The organism is Rhizosphaericola mali, from assembly GCF_004337365.2.
GTDB lineage: Bacteria > Bacteroidota > Bacteroidia > Chitinophagales > Chitinophagaceae > Rhizosphaericola > Rhizosphaericola mali.
Map to the genome: position 1 here is coordinate 4,534,444 of NZ_CP044016.1, position 18,633 is coordinate 4,553,076.

Sequence of the window (18,633 nt, forward strand, 5' to 3'; positions counted from 1 at the left end):
TTAAGTATTGTAAACACTTTATTCTTTTTTTGTTTATTTGCCTAAGTATTGGCAAATCATACGGTCAACGATATGCGGTGGTTGATACCAAATATATCTTAAGTAAGATACCTGAATATCAACAAGCCGATGAAACTTTAAAATTAATAGCCAATCGTTGGCAGAAGGAACTTTCCAATGCCCAGATAGAGTTGGATCGTATGCGAAAAAATTATGAAGCGGAGCAATACATGCTTTCGGACGAATTAAAAAAGAAAAGAGAAATTGAAATATCCAATAAGGAAAAACTACTTAGCAGACAACGTGAAAAATACTTTGGCTATGAGGGGGAAATATTTCAAGAAAGAAAAAAATTAGTACAACCCATCCAAGATAAAATTTACAATGCCGTGCAACACATGATGGTGGCACATGGTTTGGATATTATTTTTGATAAAAGCGACGGAACTACTATTTTAGCTGCAGACCCTAAATTAAATAGAAGTGATGAAATTTTAAGCGATTTAGGAATTAAGATAAAATAAATTAGATTATTACAAAGAGTAGTTTATTTTTGTTACACAAATTAAAAACAGAAAAATACAAAATGAAAAAGGTTTTAGTAGGTATTATAGCATTATTTGCTTTTACAATGGTTGCATTACAATCTAATGCGCAGACAACACCAGCTTTGAAAATCGGTATTTTCAACTCTGAAGAAATGATGCAAAATTTACCAGAATATCGTACGGTAGATAGTTTGTTGCAAATCTATCAAAGAGATTCTATTGGTGGTCAATATGAAGTATTGCAAAGTGAATATGTAAGATTAGATAGTACGTTGAAAGCAGATACAATTGCTAAACGCCCAAAAGCAATCATGGATCATAACAATGAAGCTAAACAACAAATTGCTAGTCAATTGATGAATTGGCAATCAATTTCTCAACAAGCTTCTCAAGCTAAATATGTTCAATTAGCTCGTCCATTATTTGCTAAAGTGCAAAAATCATTGGATAAAGTTTGTGCTGCACAACATATCAACTTGGTATTAAAATCAGATGCATTAGATATGGGATTCAATCCAGTTGCGCCAGTTGTTAATTTGTTTTTACTTGTAGCTAAGGATTTAGGATTACCTACTAATGAAACTCCTGCAGCTGGTGGAGCAAAAAAATAATTACTTAGGAATTATTTAAAATAATAAATATCTTAGAAGCATCGCATTATTGCGGTGCTTTTTAGTTTTAAGGAAAATAAAATGGAAAAGAAAAGTCCAATTGGTGTTTTTGATTCGGGTTATGGCGGATTGACAATTTTGCGCAAATTGACATCCATCATGCCTTCGCATGATTTTTTATATTTAGGGGACAATGCGCGTGCTCCGTATGGAACACGATCTTTTGAAACCATATATAAATATACTTTTCAAGCCGTAAAATGGTTTTTTGAACAAGGATGTCCATTAGTCGTCTTGGCATGTAATACTGCATCAGCCAAAGCCTTACGCACTATTCAGCAAAATGATTTACCCACATTAGGTGCGGATAAGAGAGTTTTGGGTATCGTTCGTCCAACAAGTGAAGTGGTGGGTGATTATTCTAATTCTAAAAAAATTGGCATACTTGCCACAAAAGGAACTGTAAAATCCGAATCCTATAAAATTGAAATCAACAAGTTTTTCCCAGATGTTGAAGTTTTTCAAGAGTATTGTCCGATGTGGGTTCCATTGGTCGAAAACAATGAATTTGATGGGGCTGGTGCAGATTATTTTGTTAAAAAAGGAATCGATCAGCTATTAAAGCAAGATAAAAATATTGATACCATTTTATTGGCTTGTACGCATTACCCATTGCTTTGGGAAAAAATTAGAAAATATACTCCGATTGATGTGAAATTAATCGCTCAAGGAAATTTAGTTGCAGAAAGCTTAGTGAAATATTTGCATAGACATAATGATATAAATGATAAAATATCGAAAAACGGAGCGCGTACTTTTTTTACAACGGACGACGCCCAAAATTTTGAAGAACAAGCGAATATTTTTTATGGCTCATCGATAGAAGCCCAACATGTAGAAATGAATTAAAATTCACATAATTTATGGCACAGAAAGACACATTTATCCAAACAATCAAAGATGGATATGCCTTTAAAGGAGATAAGGTAAAACTTGGAATCGGTATTTTGGAAGGAACTCCAGTAGAAGACGCCGAAGTATTCCTTCCCTTAAAAACATTGAATCGCCACGGATTGATTGCTGGAGCAACAGGTACAGGTAAAACCAAATCAGTGCAAATGATTGCCGAGTATTTAAGCGATAATAGTATTCCTGTGTTATTGATGGATATTAAAGGCGATTTGAGTGGTTTGGCCGCAGCCGGAACATTGAACGAAAAAATTACGGAGCGTTACAAATTACTTCATTTAGATTATAAACCGGAAGCTTTTCCGGTGGAGTTATTGACTTTAAGTAATGAAAAGGGGGTCAAATTACGAGCTACGGTGAGTGAATTCGGACCAATTTTATTGAGTAAAATATTGGAATTGAATGATACGCAAGCTGGTTTGATGGCGATGTTATTCAAATTTTGTGATGATGATCAATTGCCATTAGTTGATCTAAAAGATTTAATCAAAGTATTGCAATATGTTTCCAATGAAGGAAAGGATGAGTTGGTAAAACAATATGGAAATATTGCCACAACTTCTGTTGGGACGATATTGCGAAAAGTTATTGAATTGCAGCAACAAGGAGCAGATACTTTCTTTGGCGAACCAAGTTTTGAAGTGGCTGATTTGATGCGCATTTCAGATGATGGACGCGGTATGGTCAATATTTTGCGTGTGACTGATATGCAAAATAAGCCCAAGTTATTCTCCACTTTCATGTTGCAAATGTTGGATGAATTATACTCCTCTTCACCAGAAGCCGGCGATATCGACAAACCCAAATTGGTCATCGTCATCGATGAGGCGCATTTGGTATTTGAGGAAGCGTCTGATGCGCTTTTGCAGAAAATAGAAACAATTATCAAATTGATTCGTTCCAAAGGAATTGGTATTTATTTCTGTACCCAAAATCCGCAAGATGTACCTGCTGGGATTTTGAGCCAATTAGGTTTAAAAATACAACATGCGTTGCGTGCATTTACGGCAGCGGATCGCAAAACGATCAAACAAGCTGCAGAAAATTTCCCTGAATCTCCTTTTTACAAAACAGACGAATTGCTTACGCAAATGGGTATTGGGGAGGCATTTGTAACCTTGCTAAATGAGAAAGGAATTCCTACGCCATTGGTACACACATTATTATGTTCGCCGAGAAGTCGTATGGATATTTTGAATGAAAGTGAAATAAATACACTTATTAACAGCAGTAGATTAGCTCCTAAATATGCCAATTCGATAGATCCGCAAAGTGCTTACGAGATTTTAACGCAAAAATTACAACAAGCAGCAGCGCAACAGCAAACTGCAGCACAAGAAACTGCTCAAAAGAAAGAACCAGGTTTCTTTGACAATACATTTGTAAAATCTGCATTACGTACGGCAACAACATTGGTGACAGGTACGATTGTAAGAAGTATTTTAGGTTCGCTTGGATTGGGCGGTAAGAAAAGAAAATAGGTACAAAATAGTAAGTTTTAATACCTTTGCGACCACAAAAAATGGGAGATTATAATGCTAAAAATAGGTGTATTTGGTGCTGGACATATCGGAAAATTTCATTTGAATAATTGGAAGGAGATTGATAATGTGGAATTGGTAGGTTTTTTTGAACCTTCAGATGAAATTGCAAAAGAAGTAGAGGAAAAATATCAACTTAAAAGATATTTAAAAGAAGAGGATTTATTAGACTTAATTGATGCAGCTGATATAGATGCACCGACCAATTTTCATTTTGAATTATGTGAAAAAGCCGTAAAAAGAGGCAAACATGTTTTCGTAGAAAAACCTTTGGTTAAATCCTTAGAAGAAGGAAGAAGATTGATCAATATGGTGCGCGAAGCAAATGTCAAAGTACAAGTCGGACATGTAGAAAGATTCAATCCTGCGTTTGTCGCTTCTGAGAAATATATTACGCAACCGATGTTTATTGAAGTGCATCGTTTAGCGCAATTTAATCCCCGTGGGACGGAAGTGAGTGTGATTTTGGATTTAATGATTCATGATATTGATATAATTTTGAGTATTGTCAATAGTGATGTAAAAACGATTTCTGCAAGTGGCGTAGGCGTGATTACGGAAACGCCAGATATTGCGAACGTTCGTATCGAATTTAATAATGGTTGTGTTGCCAATCTCACAAGTAGTCGTATCAGTATGAAAAAAATGCGTAAACTGCGTGTGTTTCAAAAAGATGCGTATATCGGCATTGATTTTCTAGAGAAGAAAGCGGAAATTATCAAAATCCGCCAACCGGAAGATAACGACGTTTTTTCGTTTGATATTGACATTCCTAATGGAGAAAAGAAAACAATTGCTATTTCTAATCCAAAAATTACAGATTCTAACGCAATGAAAGACGAGTTAGTTTCGTTCGTAAAGGCAATAGAAGAAAATAAACCAACCAAAGTCAGCGAAATAGATGGCTTTTTGGCATTGGAAGTGGCACATAAAATCTTAGATAAAATTAATAACAATAAGATAGTGTCTGTCCATTAGAAATCATTTCGAATAGATGCTATGAAAAAAAACAGCAATATAGGCGTTTATATTTTGGCAGATTATATTGCTGTTTTTTTATTTTGGTTCGCTTGCTACTACATTAATATTGCCTTTTTTCTGGTAAATGATTATCGTGTAATATTAACGGGTCGATTTACCATATTTAGCTATTTTACTATTCCTCTATTATTTGTACTCATAAGTGCTATTGCGGGAACTTACCAACAAATTCCGGCTAAAAAATCAAGAGCAGAAGAACTTATTTTTACTTGGACAGAATGTCTTATTACTTCGATTCTTTTATATTTTCCAGTATTGGAACCTTCCAATCTGAATTATAAGATTGGGCTTTTAGTATTTGTATTTTTCTTTCTGTTTTTGGGAATACTCGTTTCTATATTTCGAATGATTTATCTAACATTTACTAAAAAGATATTCAAAAATTACAATGTTTTTTATCCAACGATTGTAATTGGTAATAGTGAGATTACCAATATAATTGGAGCCGAAATTAATCGAAACACCATAAGGAATGGTTATAAATATATCGGTTTTATTAGTTTGGATAATGAAATTAATTCCTCATCATTAGGTTCAATAGATCAGCTTTCAAACATTATTCGCCAAAATAAAGTACAACAAATGATATTGGCGGATGAAATCTATAAAAAAGAAGAGGCATGTTTGCAATTAATTGCCAATATTTCTGAATTAGAATTAGAGATTAGAAAAGTGCCAGATGACGTTGATTTTATTGGTTCAAATATGACTTCTTCGGATATTTTAGGAATTCCATTGGTCAAAATAGAGACACATGTTATGCCGCAATGGCAAAGAAATATCAAAAGGATTTTAGATGTTTTGTTCTCATTTATTGGGATGATTTTATTATCTCCTCTGATTATTTTTACTTATTTGAAAACTAAAATTTCTTCCAATGGAAATGTTTTTTACCATCAAGAACGAGTTGGAAAAAATGGTAAGATATTTAAAATAATAAAATTTCGTTCTATGTATATAGATGCGGAAAAAGAGGGTCCTCAATTATCATTTGAAAACGATAAACGTATTACTCCTTGGGGGAAAGTGATGCGTAAATGGCGTTTGGATGAATTACCTCAATTATATAATATTTTAATAGGAGATATGTCTTTTGTGGGACCAAGACCGGAGCGTCCATTTTTTGCAGAATTAATCAATAAAGAAGTTGCGTATTATAAATATATATGGAGGATAAAACCAGGTTTAACATCTTGGGGAATGGTACAATTTGGTTATGCTAGTAATCTTCAACAGATGAAAGCAAGATTAAAATATGATATGGTATATCTGAAAAGCGCCTCTTTATTGATTGATTTAAAAATAACGATTTATACTATTCGAATATTATTTTTAGGAAAAGGGAAATAAATATTTGTATAAATAATGTGACTATAATTGAATATGAAAAAATTATTTTGCTTTTTATTTACTATTATTTGGTTTGCTGCAATAGCACAAGATGTGTCAAAAAATGAGCAAGACAAGACGCAATATTTCGTGTCTGGACATTTCGATGATACTACTAAAACATTTATTGGAAAGGAAACTATAATATTTAAAAACATATATAAAGATACCTTGACTGCGATTTATATTCGCCTAGATGCCAATGCTTATAGTTCTGATACAACACAATATTCAAATACTTTAGTTGCCGCAAATCAAACGGACTTTTATTTTTCAGGAAAAAGTGATAAAGGCTATATATCAGGATTGAAGTTTCAAATTAATAATTCAAATATTGAAATAGTATCAATCGACACGATCAGTAATGAATTGTTGAAATTGAATCTGAGTGAACCATTAGTATTGGGCAATTCATTAGAATTGAGTTCATTAATAAATATTCAATTGCCCTATAATTTTAATAATAATGGATTTATGGAATCGACTATTTATTTTCAAAATTGGATTCCTAAGATTGCGGGCATTAACCATCAAGAGTGGAGCTTATATCCTTTTGTAAATCGAGGAAAGGTTTTTACCAATTCATCGAAATATAGTTTTCAATTGACAGGGCTGGAGAAATATAAATTGTTTTTAGATGCGCAACCGCAGGATGGGAAATTATTAGGAAATGATATTCAAAGTAATAGTTCGGATATTATTGCAATTAAAACTCCAAATACTGCACAATTATCTAAGGAGAATCTTATTTTAAATTTCATACAAGTTGGAGATAAGGTATCTAAAAATAGAATCAATGAAATGGGAGATTCTATAGTTTCGTTTATTTCAAAATTAAATCGAAAATATGGCTCAAATATTCAACCGCAATTAAATGTTTATCTGAATTTGTTTTCCATTAGTTATGGCGAAGAAGATAAAATTTTAATAAATACTTCAGATAAAAAGTGGAGCGTGCCATTAGAAAAGCAATTAGCTCAGATTTATATTTTGAATAAATCAAAAATAGATGTTCAAAAGTATCCATATCTAGCGGAAGGTCTAGCTTTTGAATTATATTATCAAAATACAAACAATAGCAACAAAGGGTATAAATTTCCCAAAAGTAATTTGACAGATGATTGTAATTGGCTAAGATTTTATCAATTGCAAAATACAAAGCAACTTCAACCTTACAAATTGCCAAGTAGTCAATATAATAACTCTAATTTTCCAATTGCACCCGTTTATGGTTTTGTGAAATCGATTGATAATAATTCTACTATATTGGATTCTATAATTACAAAATTGCAGACCAATTCGGATAATTATTTACCATTTAGTAATCTCAATTATCGTGATTCCATTTATCAGTCGGTTGAGAAAAAGGACTATAAATTATCTTTTTTATTTAATTTAAAAAATACAGATAAATATAAGTATTTGAATATTGCGCCATCAATAGGATATAATAATTATGATAAAATAATGGTCGGCGCATCGATTCATAATTATCAAATTCCACTGCAAAAATTTAGTTTCCTAATTGCTCCTATGTATAGTTTTACAAGCAAAAAATTAAACGGAGCTGCAAGGTTAGAATACAATATTTGGAATCGACAAGATCATTGGAAATTTGGGATAAGTGGCGTTCGTAATTCTATCAATGAGTTAAATCAGCCAGAATATGAAAGATTATTTCAATCGATGTATAGAATTACACCTAGAATAGACTATATAAAATATTTAAGTGATACGCGCAGTTTCACCTTTTTTGCAAGAGATTTAATTATTAATCAACAGGCTTACAGATTCAACTATAATGTCGGTACTGATGCTTATACGCCGTATAATCAAGATTTTCATAACAATATAGCAGAAGTCAACCTAGGATTAGATGATCGACGAAATTTATATCCTTATTCAGCTAATTTAGATTTAATGCAAGTGAAAAATATATTAAGGTTGTCTTGGACAGGAAAATATTTTTTTAATTTTAATTCTATAGGTGAAGGAATCTCAACAAGATTATTTGCGGGAAAAATATTTTATTTAAAGGCGCAAACAAATGCGGTACAAGTGAATAATGCCTCTTACGGATTTTACATGAATGGTGCATCTGGAAATGAAGATTTTCTATTTAGTGACTATTATATTGGACGAAGCGAGAGTACTGGTTGGATGAGTCAACAAATTATGGAACGCGATGGCTTTTTTAAAGTGAAACCTCCTGGTATCAGTTCGAGTAATTTTGGTTTTTCTGATAATTGGCTTTCTTCTTTAAATATAGTTGCTGATATACCACAAAAAATTAACCCATTTCAAATGCTACCTTTTAAGGTTCCACTAAAAATATTCGTTGATATCGGTTCATATTCTGAATTATGGATGGATAAGGCAAATTCAGAAAAATTGCTGTATGATGCGGGTATTCAATTATCGTTATTTAAATCATTTGTAAATGTGTATGTTCCTATTGCTTTTAGTAGAGCATATAAAGACATTTATAATAGTGTTTATTCTAATAATAAATTTTTAAAAACGATAAGTTTTAGTATAAATTTAAATGCCCTGAACTATAAGCAATATTTATAATTTTAAACGTAAAAATTTGTTATATATATTAAGAAGTTTGTCATGTGAAAATGAATTTTTGTAGAAAGTATAAAATTCAGGTTTCGCTCCCAGACTCTCGTTAAATGCTGCAACGCCACTCAAATCAGAACCTTCAAAATCTAAGTATTTAATTTCTGGGCTATTATTTTTTATAAGATGCACTATGATTGCAGTTGAGGTACTATTGTAAAGTTTTTCTTTTTTTCTTGCAGAAGCCAAAATAATAAACTTATTTTTATTTTTTAATATCAATCGATAATTACATTGGATATCTTGAATACTATATTCCAATAAAAAACCAACATTATTTTTTTGAATAGAAGTTATTATAGTCCTTAATAAGGCGTAATGTTTATTTTTTCTAACATAATTATATTCATTTGCTATAAGAGAAAAAAACATGTTTATATTTTGTGATACCTGAATATTGCCCTTTAATTGTTCACTTTTCTTTAATTCACGTTTTCTATCTCTAGCAAATTTTTGTATAATTACCTCAGCAGGATTATCTATACTTAAAATATGATTTTTACATTTATTTCCAATAAAAGGATGGTTATTGACATTGTGATGATTAAATGTATAACCACGCACTCTTTTAGATTTGATATAGGTGATAAAATGGTTAAAAACAGAATCTGTAATTGTAGTATTATAAAATAGTCCTAACTGTTGACAAAATGGAGGTAGTGTAATGAACTTAATAAATAGGAAGTATTGAAAGGGTAGTGGCATGATTACTTCATAATCACCGTATATTAAACAATCCCATTTTTTCTCTGCTACAATATCTAAGTACCATATTTCTGCATATACTTGATAGTTAATGGCATTTTGTAAGCAATTGTTATATTTTATTTCATCAAGGTTTTGTCGGCTTATCTTTCTAATTAAAGGACTATTCATTTCCTAATATATTTTCAGCGATAATCAAATCCAAGGGTCTTGTAATTTTGATATTGTTGTAGTCTCCATCAATTAGATGTACTTTTTCTCCAATAAATTCAACTACACTTGCTTCGTCAGTAAAATTATTATTATAGTCCGATTTGAAAGCTTTTAGTATTAAGTCAGTTTTAAAAGTTTGTGGAGTTTGAATAATTTTTATAGTAGATCTATCTATAGCGTGATTCTCATTTTTGTCGGCAATTCTGATACTATCTGTCGCTGTTACTGCAGGAATGGCACTTCCTAATAGTTGCGCCTGATAATAACAATTATTTATCATTTTAGAAGAAACTAAGCATCTGACGGCATCATGTATCGCGACTATTCCCTGCTTGTGGATGCATTGTAATCCATTATTTACAGAATGGAATCTTGTTTCGCCTCCAATAGTTATTTCAATTCTTTTCTGTTCTTCTGTTAAAAGAAATTCTTTAATATACTGTTGTGCATTTTTTTGAAATTCATTAGAGACTACAAGAATGATTTTTATATATGGATCTGCATTCAAAAAAGCTTTTATAGAATGAATAAATATTGGTTGCCCTCTTAGCGTTAGGTATTGTTTGGGAATATTGCTTCCCATCCGGCTCCCAATTCCTCCGGCAACAATAATTGCATATTTTGTTAAATTTTCCAACATTAAATATTTAGGTAAAGGAACGAAATTCTAAGTATTTATTATTTGTATTTTCTACATTGATTATTATCAATAGTTTGTGATATAATGTGAGATATAAAGATTAATCATCTTGATATGTTTTAGTTTTGTTTCACTGTGTAAATCATTCGTACTTATTATCTATATTATTCTACATGATATATATTTTTTAGATATAAGTCTTCTTTTTTGAGATATACAGCATAGGATATTTCCTATGATAAGAAACCCTAAAAACAAAAAACATAGCATGAGAAAAAAAGTGTATTTAATATGCATTGCCGGCTATCCCAACTACGGTGATGAACTAATTCTAAATTCATGGTTGCATTGGTTACATGATAATTTTCATGGAAAGATAGACATTGTAATTGATTCAATTCACAAAGAATCTTTATATTTTATGATTGACAATTATGATGATAGAAATTACGAAATAGTAAATTCAATATCCAAAATTATTAACGATAAATATAAAGTAGATTATGTTCCAAATAAATTAAGCCGAGTAAAACGATTCTTATTTAGAGATAAGAAAATAGTTGGAACTTTGAGTGTTCCTAGAGTAATCCCACTTCGTAATTTTTTAGGAGATATAAATAAGAATATAATTACTGATGATGCTTTATATCACTATTCTGATTATAATATCATCCATTTATTAGGGGGGGTATTATAATTCTCTTTGGAAGTGGAACTTAGGTTTATTAATTGCTGCCAATTCATTTAAAGGAATTAATAAAGACCTCCGATTAGCTCTAACAGGAGCAGGGATGTTTCCTTTAGATAAAGAGTCCAAGGATGTGATTAGCCCAGTAATTAAAAAATTTGATTTTGCTACTGCAAGAGATCAAGCAAGTGCAGAAGCTTTATCTATTGAACTAGGTTATGATGATGCATTTTTAGGCATTTCTGATGAAATTTCGCGATATAGTAAATCATTGAGACGGAATATTCCTGATGTTATGATTTGTATTCAATCAGATCTTTCAAAGCAAGAGTGTATTGATAAGACTATCTCTCTTGTAAGAGAAAAAATTATAAAGTTCAACGAACAAGGTATGGTAGTGGGATATGTGGAGGCATTGCCGCATTCTGATCATTATGCATATGAAAAATTATCAGATTTAATTAATAAGGAAAATTGGTTTTCGGCGAAAGAATGTATCAGATATGGATTACCTGTTAAAAAGGGACAACTATGGTATTCAACAAGATTTCATCATCATCTTGTTGCCGCCTCAGCTGGGGCCAAAGGAGTTGCGATTAGTTATAAACCAGGTTACTACGATATTAAACATAAATCGTTATTGAATTTAGGTACGGGTTGGAATTATTTTACGCCATATTCTTCTGATACAGAAATTGGGTTACCAATGGTAAATTTGAATTTTGAAGACATTGCAAAGAAAATTAGTAAATCAAAACAAGCTGAAGCTTTTGAAATTTATAATTTTCAAAAAACAACAGTTAATAATTCTAGTCAATTAAATACCGCTGTAAGTATATAATTTTTACAAAAAAATATTCAGACAGAAAGGCAGAAAAATTCATTGGTATGATTTATGGTTCTAGATTAAATGGATATTAGATTTGTTAAGGGATTGTAAAATTTTCGAATAGATAAAATTCGAATTATCAATCTACTTTAACTTTGATTAGGATCGATTCTTTCAATAACCTAAAAAAATAAACTTTATGCCTAATGTTATGGAGTTTGATCAAATGCTAGTAAATAATGCGGATTTTTTAAGGCCTTTCGCTGTGACACTAACTAGAGATTCAGAAACGGCAAGAGACCTTTTTCAGGAAACCATATACAGAGCATTGGCTAACAAAGAAAAATATAATGTAGGGACCAATATTAAAGCATGGTTATATACAATTATGCGCAATATTTTCATTAATAGCTATCGTCGGAAGTCTAGACAAAATACGATTTTTGACAATACTCCTAATGAAATCATTTTAAATAACAATAAGAATGTGGTTCAAAATGACGCATTGGCTCAATTGAATATGAAAGAGGTTAAAAAGACGATTTTCGGTCTTCCGGAGATATTCAAGAAACCGTTTATGTTATATTTTGATGGATTCAAATATCATGAAATTGCACATATGCTGGATGAGCCTCTTGGTACGATAAAGAGTAGAATTCACTTTGCTAGAAAAATTTTGAAAAAACAAATTCATAGATTTTAGAATTAATTAAATCTTAAGAAAAAGGCCTGTAGAATATTCTACAGGCCTTTTTTCTTAAGATTTATGCAAAAAATAAATTTATTTATTTCTCTTACAATAAAATAAATTTAATTGCACTCATATTTATATTCAGATTTAATTGAATTGGTAAAATTTTTGTTTGAATAAAGAAACAATTAGTTTTGACCAACAATTTTCCAAACCAAAAGGTAAAATAAAAAATATAATGGGAATTTTATTACAAGTAGTTGCAGATAGTACAGCTGCAACTGTAGCAAATGCAACGAGTGCAGTCAGTGAAAAATTAAGTCTTTGGAGTCTAATGTCAAAAGGTGGTATTTTAATGTACCCATTATATATTTTATTGATTATCACGTTATTTGTTTTTTTTGAAAGATGGCAAGTAATTAGGAAAGCTGGAAAATTGGATCCCAATTTTATGCGCATGGTACAAGACAATATTGTCAATGGTAATCTAAGTGCTGCACAAAGTTTGGCTAGAAATAATGGTAGTCCTGTATCAAGAGTAATTGCAAAAGGAATTCAACGTTTGGGCAAACCAATTGATGTAATTGAAAAAAGCATGGAATCCATTGCTGAGATTGAATTATTTAATTTGGAAAAACATTTAAATATCCTTTCTCTAATTGCAGGAATTGCTCCAATGTTTGGATTTTTAGGTACGATTGCTGGTATGATTCAATTATTTTATGATATCAACACTACAGGCAATTTTGAATTAAGTGTTATCGCTGGTGGTATTTATGTAAAAATGATTACCTCTGGTACAGGTTTAGTGATAGGTTTGCTTGCGTTTATTTTGCATAATTATTTGTCTACGCAAGTAGATAAAACTGCCAATGATATTGAAATTGCGTCTGCTGATTTCATGGATATTTTACAAGCACCTACCAAATAATTATTACCATTATGAATTTAAGAAGTAAAAGAGGTGCAAAAAGAAAAGCCGAGGTCCAGACAGGAGCGTTGAATGATATACTTTTCATTTTGCTTTTGTTTTTCTTAATTGTCTCTACCCTTGCTAATCCCAATGTGATTAAGGTAAATAATCCTAAAGCACATAAGGATACTAAGGTGAAACAAAACGTAGTCGTTTCGATAGATAAGGATCAAAAAATATATATAGGACAGACCCAAGTCCCAGAGAATCAACTTGATTCACTGATTAAAATGTCCATAGAAAAAAGTAGAGTAGGATTAGATACTCCTTCTGTGGTCATTAATGCAGATACAATTTCTTATTATGGAGAAGTATTTAGAATTATGCAATCCGCCAAAAAAGCGGGAGCAAGAGTCGTGGCAAATGTCCATTAGCGACAAAAAAATGAATCTTTTGTTCAGAGTAAAAAAAAGACTAACTTTAAACAAGTATTTATTCACCAGACGAGAAAATAACCAATTGTATGAGGGGCGTAAATAAAGTTATATTAATAGGAAATTTAGGAAAAGATCCTGATGTGCAGATATTGGAAGGAAATATTGCTGTAGCCAAATTCCCATTAGCAACAACAGAAACTTATAAAGATCGAACCGGAAAATTAATCTCCCAAACTGAATGGCACACTGTCGTCCTTTGGCGTGGGTTAGCAGAATTAGCACAAAAGTATTTACACAAAAGCAGTTTGATTTATGTAGAAGGGCATCTTAAAAATAGATGTTGGGAAGATAAAGAAGGTGTAAAAAAATATGCTACAGAGATTGTCGGAGATAATCTGATTATGTTAGATAAAAAATCCGATTTTAATTCTATCGTACCTGGTTGTTTTGAAAATAACACTCAAGACGAATTAAAAGATTGTGCTGGAGAGGATACTAAAGAAGATAGCAGTTCTAATGACGGTGTGCCGTCTTTCAAGTATTTTTCTGATGACGCAGATTTAAAATTATAAATAGAAACTATTATGGGCTTCACTGCTTCAAATGTATTAGCAGTAAATACAACGACTACGATGGCGAGTTCCTCACCCGAACTAACCATTTTAGGTGCTGTATTTGTGGTTGCCTTGTTATTTTTATTTATTGTTTCTGGGGCACAAGTTGCGTATTTCTCACTCGATGAGGAAGATCTTACCACTGTAAAAACGAAATCTCAGCCGTCATATCGACGTGTTGTGGAGTTATTGGATAGTGAACAACACTTTTTTTCTGCCTTGCAAGTCGCGCACTTTTTCTTTTTATTTATACTTATTGCCGTAGGTAATTTTATATTTAATACGCTTCCTATTCCAATTTCCAATATTGGAGTATTGGCAGCGATAAAAATAGTCGGCATTTTTATCATTGTTTTTTTATTTGGGGAATTGATTCCTCGTCTATTTGCTGGACAAAACTCGATTCGTTTCGCAAGAGATTTTGGTTTTTTTAGCCAAGGAATATTTTATTTATTTGGACGATTGGGTACATGGGTTTACAAAGCTTCTTTTTCATTGGAAGCAACGTTATTTAAACATAAAAATCAGGCGCAATATAATCTAGAAATGGATGAAGCAATTGATAATAGTACGGTATTAGGAACTGACGCGTCAGATGAAGAAAAAAATATTTTGAAGGGAATTGTAAAATTTAGCGGTATTTCTGTTAAGCAAATTATGACGCCTAGATTAGAAGTAAGCGGTCTTGATTTTAATACGAAATTTGAGGACTTAATTGGTTTAATAAATGAATTGAATTTTAGTAGGCTTCCAGTTTTTAAGGGCAGTTTGGATAATACGATAGGGATGATTTATACCAAAGATATTTTACCACACCTAAATGAACCCAAAATTTATGATTGGCATACGCTTATCGAGCCCGTTCCATTTGTACATGAACATAAATTAATCGAACCACTTTTATACGAATTTCAAACAAATAAGACGCATCTTGCCATGATTGTGGATGAGTTTGGTGGTACTTGTGGCATTGTGACGTTGGAAGATATTCAAGAAGAAATCATTGGTGAAATAAAGGATGAATTTGCCGAGGAGAAAAGTTTATTTGAAAAAATTGATGCACAAAATTACATATTTGATGGACGTGTGATGTTGATTGACGTTTGCCGTATTGTACGTATTTCTTCATCTTCATTTGATGCATACAAAGGTGAAAATGATTCTATTGCGGGTTTGGTTTTGGAATTGGCAAAAGGCTTTCCCGAAGATGGAGCGGTATTAGAAATTCCAGGTTTTCAATTTGCAGTAGTTCAAAAATCTAGTAACCGCTTGCAAAAAATTAAGTTAACCTTATTGGAAAGGAAAGATTAGACCTTAGCTTTGCAGCATGCAACGCATTTTTAAAAAGAGTAGGTATTTGCTTTTTGGAGTAATTGCTTTCGGTCTATTTGCCGCATGTAATAGCAGTTATACACCCAAACCAATTGGATATTTTAATATTCCATTACCCAAAAAATCTTACAGAGTTTTTGATCAAGCTGGTTATCCTTACAAATTTGAATATCCTGTATATGCCAATGTTCTGAAAGATTCCACATTTTTTAATACAACAGCGGAAAATCCCTGGTGGATCAATATTGATTTTCCCAAATTACAAGGTCGTATTTACTTGAGTTATAAACAGATTGGCCCCAATAGATTTGCTAAATTATTGGACGATGCCTTTAAATTGACCAATAAACATAATGTAAAAGCATCCGCTATTGACGATTCCTTAATCAATACGCCAAATGGTGTTCATGGTATGTTTTTTAAGGTAAGTGGCAATGTGGCTACGGCGTATCAATTCTTCTTGACGGATTCAACAAAACATTTTGTCAGAGGAGCATTGTATTTTGATGCCACGCCCAATCAGGATTCTTTGCGACCCGTAAATGAATTTGTTGCTGCAGATATGCGACATTTGATTAACACATTTCAATGGAAATAAGTCATGGTATTAATAGAAGATAAACTTATCGGAGACGAAATTTTGGAAGCGCATTTTGTGTGTAATATTGCAAAATGCAAAGGTGGATGCTGTGAAGATGGCGATGCTGGAGCTCCATTAGAAGAGGCTGAACTTGTAGAATTAGAAAATAATTATGATGTTATTGCTCCTTATATGTCTGAAATTGGGAGAAATGAAATAGAGTTACAAGGCAAATATGTTCATACTGAAGAGTTTGGAGAGGTGACGCCAACTATAGACGGCGGACTTTGTGCATATGGGATTAAGGACGACAATGGTGTTATCTTTTGTGCCATTGAACAAGCTTACAATGATGGCAAATTGCAATGGAAAAAGCCAATTAGTTGTCATTTATTTCCCATCAGAGTTAAATTACCAGATACGGATATGGAAATGCTCAATTACGAACCACGCGAAGAGGATCATTTATGTAATCCAGCATGTCAATTGGGAGAGGAATTGAAAGTGCCTGTATATAAATTTTTGAAAGAGCCTATTATTCGAAAATATGGTACTGAATTTTATGAAGCGCTGGATGCAACCGCGGAATATCTAAATAATAAAGACTAATTTTTTATAGTATGTACGAAATGCTATCCGAAGAAAGGAAAGCGAGAATAGAATTTGTATTGGCACATCGACAAAAGGATTTGACTATAATTTTGGAAAATGTGTATGACCCCCACAATGTAGCTGCGGTGATGCGTACCTGCGATTCTATTGGGGTGCAAGAGGTTTTCATAGTGAATACATTGGATAAAAAAGCGGTTAATTACGATGCCCAAAATTTTAGAAGTAGTCGTAGTGCACACAAATGGTTAACCATTCATCAATTTGACAATGTAAAAAACTGTATGGATAAGGTGTCTTTGAACTATGAAAATATTTTCTGTACACATTTAGGAGAAACGTCCAAAGATTTATATGAAATAAATTTTACCCAAAAAACTACGGCAATCGTATTTGGTAATGAACAAAAGGGTATTTCGGAAGAAATGTTATCTTATAGTACGGGTAATTTCAACATTCCACAATATGGTATGATCAAAAGTCTGAATATCTCTGTGGCTTGTGCGGTAACTTTATACGAAGCATTTAGACAAAAAGAATTGGCCGGAGATTACCAACACGCTAATTTCCCAGAGGGAAAAAAAGAAATACTTCGCACGCAATGGTCAGCGCGTACCCCAAAATAGAATTTCTGCCACTGATAACAATGATTTCGCCCTTCATCATATTAATCGTTGTAAAAAAATAAGAAGGAGTTAAATTTGAATACATCAAAATTTGACTCTAATGGCCCTAGTTGAATTACACAATTTAAAAAAATACTATGCTACGCAAAAAGCAGTAGATGATATTAGTTTGTCTATTGCAGAAGGTAGCATTTTTGGTTTACTTGGTCCCAATGGCGCGGGTAAGACTACTTTGTTGCGCATGATTACAGGTATATTTCAACCCGATGAAGGAGAGGTAATTATCGCAGGAAAGAAATTCGATCCCATCGAAGATGTTCGTTTAATTGGTTATATGCCTGAGGAACGCGGTCTTTACAAGAAAATGAAAATAGGCGAACAAGCATTATATCTAGCTCAATTAAAAGGTTTATCCAAATCAGAAGCACTTGAAAGTGCTAAATACTGGTTTTCTCGTTTGAAAATGGAAAGTTGGTGGGACAAAAAGTTGGAAGATCTGAGTAAAGGGATGGGGCAAAAATTACAATTTGTCGTAACTGTAATGCATTCACCCAAATTAATCATTTTAGACGAACCTTTTAGTGGTTTGGATCCCGTAAATGCAGGATTGATAAAAGATGAGATTTTCAATTTGGCCCAGCAAGGAAGCACCATTATCTTCAGTACACATAGAATGGAGCAGGTGGAAGAGATATGTGACCATATTGCACTTGTAAATCAAGGTAAAGTACTGTTGGACGGTACCGTGGATAGTGTAAAACAACAATTCAAAGAAAATATTTGGGAACTAAAATTTCAGGGAAATGCTTCGTTGATTACCAATAATTCATTTGAAATTATCCAGCAATCTGGAGATCGACTTTACCTAAAGATTCAAGAGGGTGCAAATGAAAATTCCATTTTGCAATATTTAATTCAAGAAGGTGTGTTGGTAAAAGGTTTTAATGAAATTCTTCCTTCCTTGAATGATATTTTCATCCATCTTGTAGAAGGTACCAATTCTGTAACTCGATCTTTTGAATCCTAAACTTA

19 protein-coding genes and 1 pseudogene are annotated in these 18,633 nt (G+C 32.2%); 18 read left to right on the top strand and 2 right to left on the bottom strand.

Translation table 11 applies throughout. The features are described 5' to 3' along the window. The first annotated feature begins 29 nt into the window (after positions 1–29). From E0W69_RS19550 to E0W69_RS19580, 7 genes are all read left to right on the top strand, one after another. Positions 30–524 carry an OmpH family outer membrane protein gene (locus tag E0W69_RS19550; RefSeq protein ID WP_225321330.1) on the top strand — a complete coding sequence of 165 codons (495 nt, stop codon included), beginning with the start codon at positions 30–32 and terminating at the stop codon, positions 522–524. Between the two features lie 62 nt (positions 525–586). Then, positions 587–1,159 carry an OmpH family outer membrane protein gene (locus tag E0W69_RS19555; RefSeq protein WP_131331740.1) on the top strand — a complete coding sequence of 191 codons (573 nt, stop codon included), beginning with the start codon at positions 587–589 and terminating at the stop codon, positions 1,157–1,159. A gap of 81 nt (positions 1,160–1,240) precedes the next feature. Further along, positions 1,241–2,068: a glutamate racemase gene (murI, locus tag E0W69_RS19560; RefSeq protein WP_131331741.1), complete on the top strand. Its 828-nt coding sequence runs from the start codon at positions 1,241–1,243 to the stop codon at positions 2,066–2,068. Positions 2,069–2,082: 14 nt separating this feature from the next. Next, positions 2,083–3,609 (top strand): helicase HerA-like domain-containing protein, encoded by a 1,527-nt coding sequence (locus tag E0W69_RS19565; RefSeq protein WP_131331742.1) that lies wholly within the window; start codon positions 2,083–2,085, stop codon positions 3,607–3,609. A 54-nt stretch (positions 3,610–3,663) separates the two neighbouring features. Continuing rightward, positions 3,664–4,647, top strand: a complete 984-nt coding sequence (locus E0W69_RS19570; protein ID WP_131331743.1) for a Gfo/Idh/MocA family protein — start codon at positions 3,664–3,666, stop codon at positions 4,645–4,647. A gap of 21 nt (positions 4,648–4,668) precedes the next feature. After that, the gene (locus E0W69_RS19575; RefSeq protein ID WP_131331744.1) at positions 4,669–6,060 is read left to right on the top strand and encodes a sugar transferase; all 1,392 of its coding nucleotides are present in this window, start codon (positions 4,669–4,671) and stop codon (positions 6,058–6,060) included. 33 nt (positions 6,061–6,093) lie between these two features. Next, entirely contained in the window at positions 6,094–8,673 is a 2,580-nt protein-coding gene (locus E0W69_RS19580) for a gluzincin family metallopeptidase (RefSeq protein WP_131331745.1), read from the top strand. Here the strand turns inward: E0W69_RS19580 and E0W69_RS19585 are convergent. Together E0W69_RS19585 and E0W69_RS19590 are read right to left on the bottom strand one after the other, a co-directional pair. Beyond that, positions 8,668–9,600, bottom strand: coding sequence for a hypothetical protein (locus E0W69_RS19585; RefSeq protein ID WP_131331746.1), 933 nt, complete (start codon positions 9,598–9,600; stop codon positions 8,668–8,670). The two genes, E0W69_RS19580 and E0W69_RS19585, sit on opposite strands and share 6 nt — an antisense overlap. Next, positions 9,593–10,279: a 2-C-methyl-D-erythritol 4-phosphate cytidylyltransferase gene (locus E0W69_RS19590; protein ID WP_225321331.1), complete on the bottom strand. Its 687-nt coding sequence runs from the start codon at positions 10,277–10,279 to the stop codon at positions 9,593–9,595. The genes E0W69_RS19585 and E0W69_RS19590 overlap by 8 nt, the downstream gene beginning before the upstream one ends. 271 nt (positions 10,280–10,550) lie before the next feature. Here E0W69_RS19590 and E0W69_RS19595 point away from each other — a divergent pair, with 271 nt between their 5' ends. The 11 genes and pseudogenes from E0W69_RS19595 to E0W69_RS19645 all read left to right on the top strand — a co-directional run bounded on the left by E0W69_RS19595 (position 10,551) and on the right by E0W69_RS19645 (position 18,628). Then, entirely contained in the window at positions 10,551–10,979 is a 429-nt protein-coding gene (locus E0W69_RS19595; protein ID WP_131331748.1) for a hypothetical protein, read from the top strand. Positions 10,980–10,998: 19 nt separating this feature from the next. After that, positions 10,999–11,811 (top strand): annotated as a pseudogene (locus E0W69_RS19600) (polysaccharide pyruvyl transferase family protein); the annotation flags it as partial. Positions 11,812–11,998: 187 nt separating this feature from the next. Continuing rightward, a complete protein-coding gene (locus tag E0W69_RS19605; RefSeq protein WP_225321332.1) occupies positions 11,999–12,502 on the top strand; it encodes an RNA polymerase sigma factor in 504 nt (167 codons plus the stop codon). Positions 12,503–12,662: 160 nt separating this feature from the next. Beyond that, positions 12,663–13,421, top strand: a complete 759-nt coding sequence (locus tag E0W69_RS19610) for a MotA/TolQ/ExbB proton channel family protein (protein ID WP_225321333.1) — start codon at positions 12,663–12,665, stop codon at positions 13,419–13,421. An 11-nt stretch (positions 13,422–13,432) separates the two neighbouring features. Then, on the top strand, positions 13,433–13,837 hold the full coding sequence (locus E0W69_RS19615; protein ID WP_131331750.1) for an ExbD/TolR family protein: 405 nt from the start codon (positions 13,433–13,435) through the stop codon (positions 13,835–13,837). Between the two features lie 89 nt (positions 13,838–13,926). Continuing rightward, positions 13,927–14,412, top strand: coding sequence for a single-stranded DNA-binding protein (locus E0W69_RS19620; protein WP_131331751.1), 486 nt, complete (start codon positions 13,927–13,929; stop codon positions 14,410–14,412). 12 nt (positions 14,413–14,424) lie between these two features. Then, positions 14,425–15,765: a CNNM domain-containing protein gene (locus tag E0W69_RS19625; RefSeq protein ID WP_131331752.1), complete on the top strand. Its 1,341-nt coding sequence runs from the start codon at positions 14,425–14,427 to the stop codon at positions 15,763–15,765. 46 nt (positions 15,766–15,811) lie between these two features. Further along, entirely contained in the window at positions 15,812–16,384 is a 573-nt protein-coding gene (gene gldD, locus E0W69_RS19630) for a gliding motility lipoprotein GldD (protein WP_225321334.1), read from the top strand. Between the two features lie 3 nt (positions 16,385–16,387). Beyond that, positions 16,388–16,975: a DUF3109 family protein gene (locus E0W69_RS19635; RefSeq protein WP_131331753.1), complete on the top strand. Its 588-nt coding sequence runs from the start codon at positions 16,388–16,390 to the stop codon at positions 16,973–16,975. 11 nt (positions 16,976–16,986) lie between these two features. Then, positions 16,987–17,601, top strand: coding sequence for a TrmH family RNA methyltransferase (locus tag E0W69_RS19640; protein WP_225321335.1), 615 nt, complete (start codon positions 16,987–16,989; stop codon positions 17,599–17,601). A gap of 100 nt (positions 17,602–17,701) precedes the next feature. After that, positions 17,702–18,628 carry an ABC transporter ATP-binding protein gene (locus E0W69_RS19645; protein ID WP_131331754.1) on the top strand — a complete coding sequence of 309 codons (927 nt, stop codon included), beginning with the start codon at positions 17,702–17,704 and terminating at the stop codon, positions 18,626–18,628. Positions 18,629–18,633 lie beyond the last annotated feature (5 nt).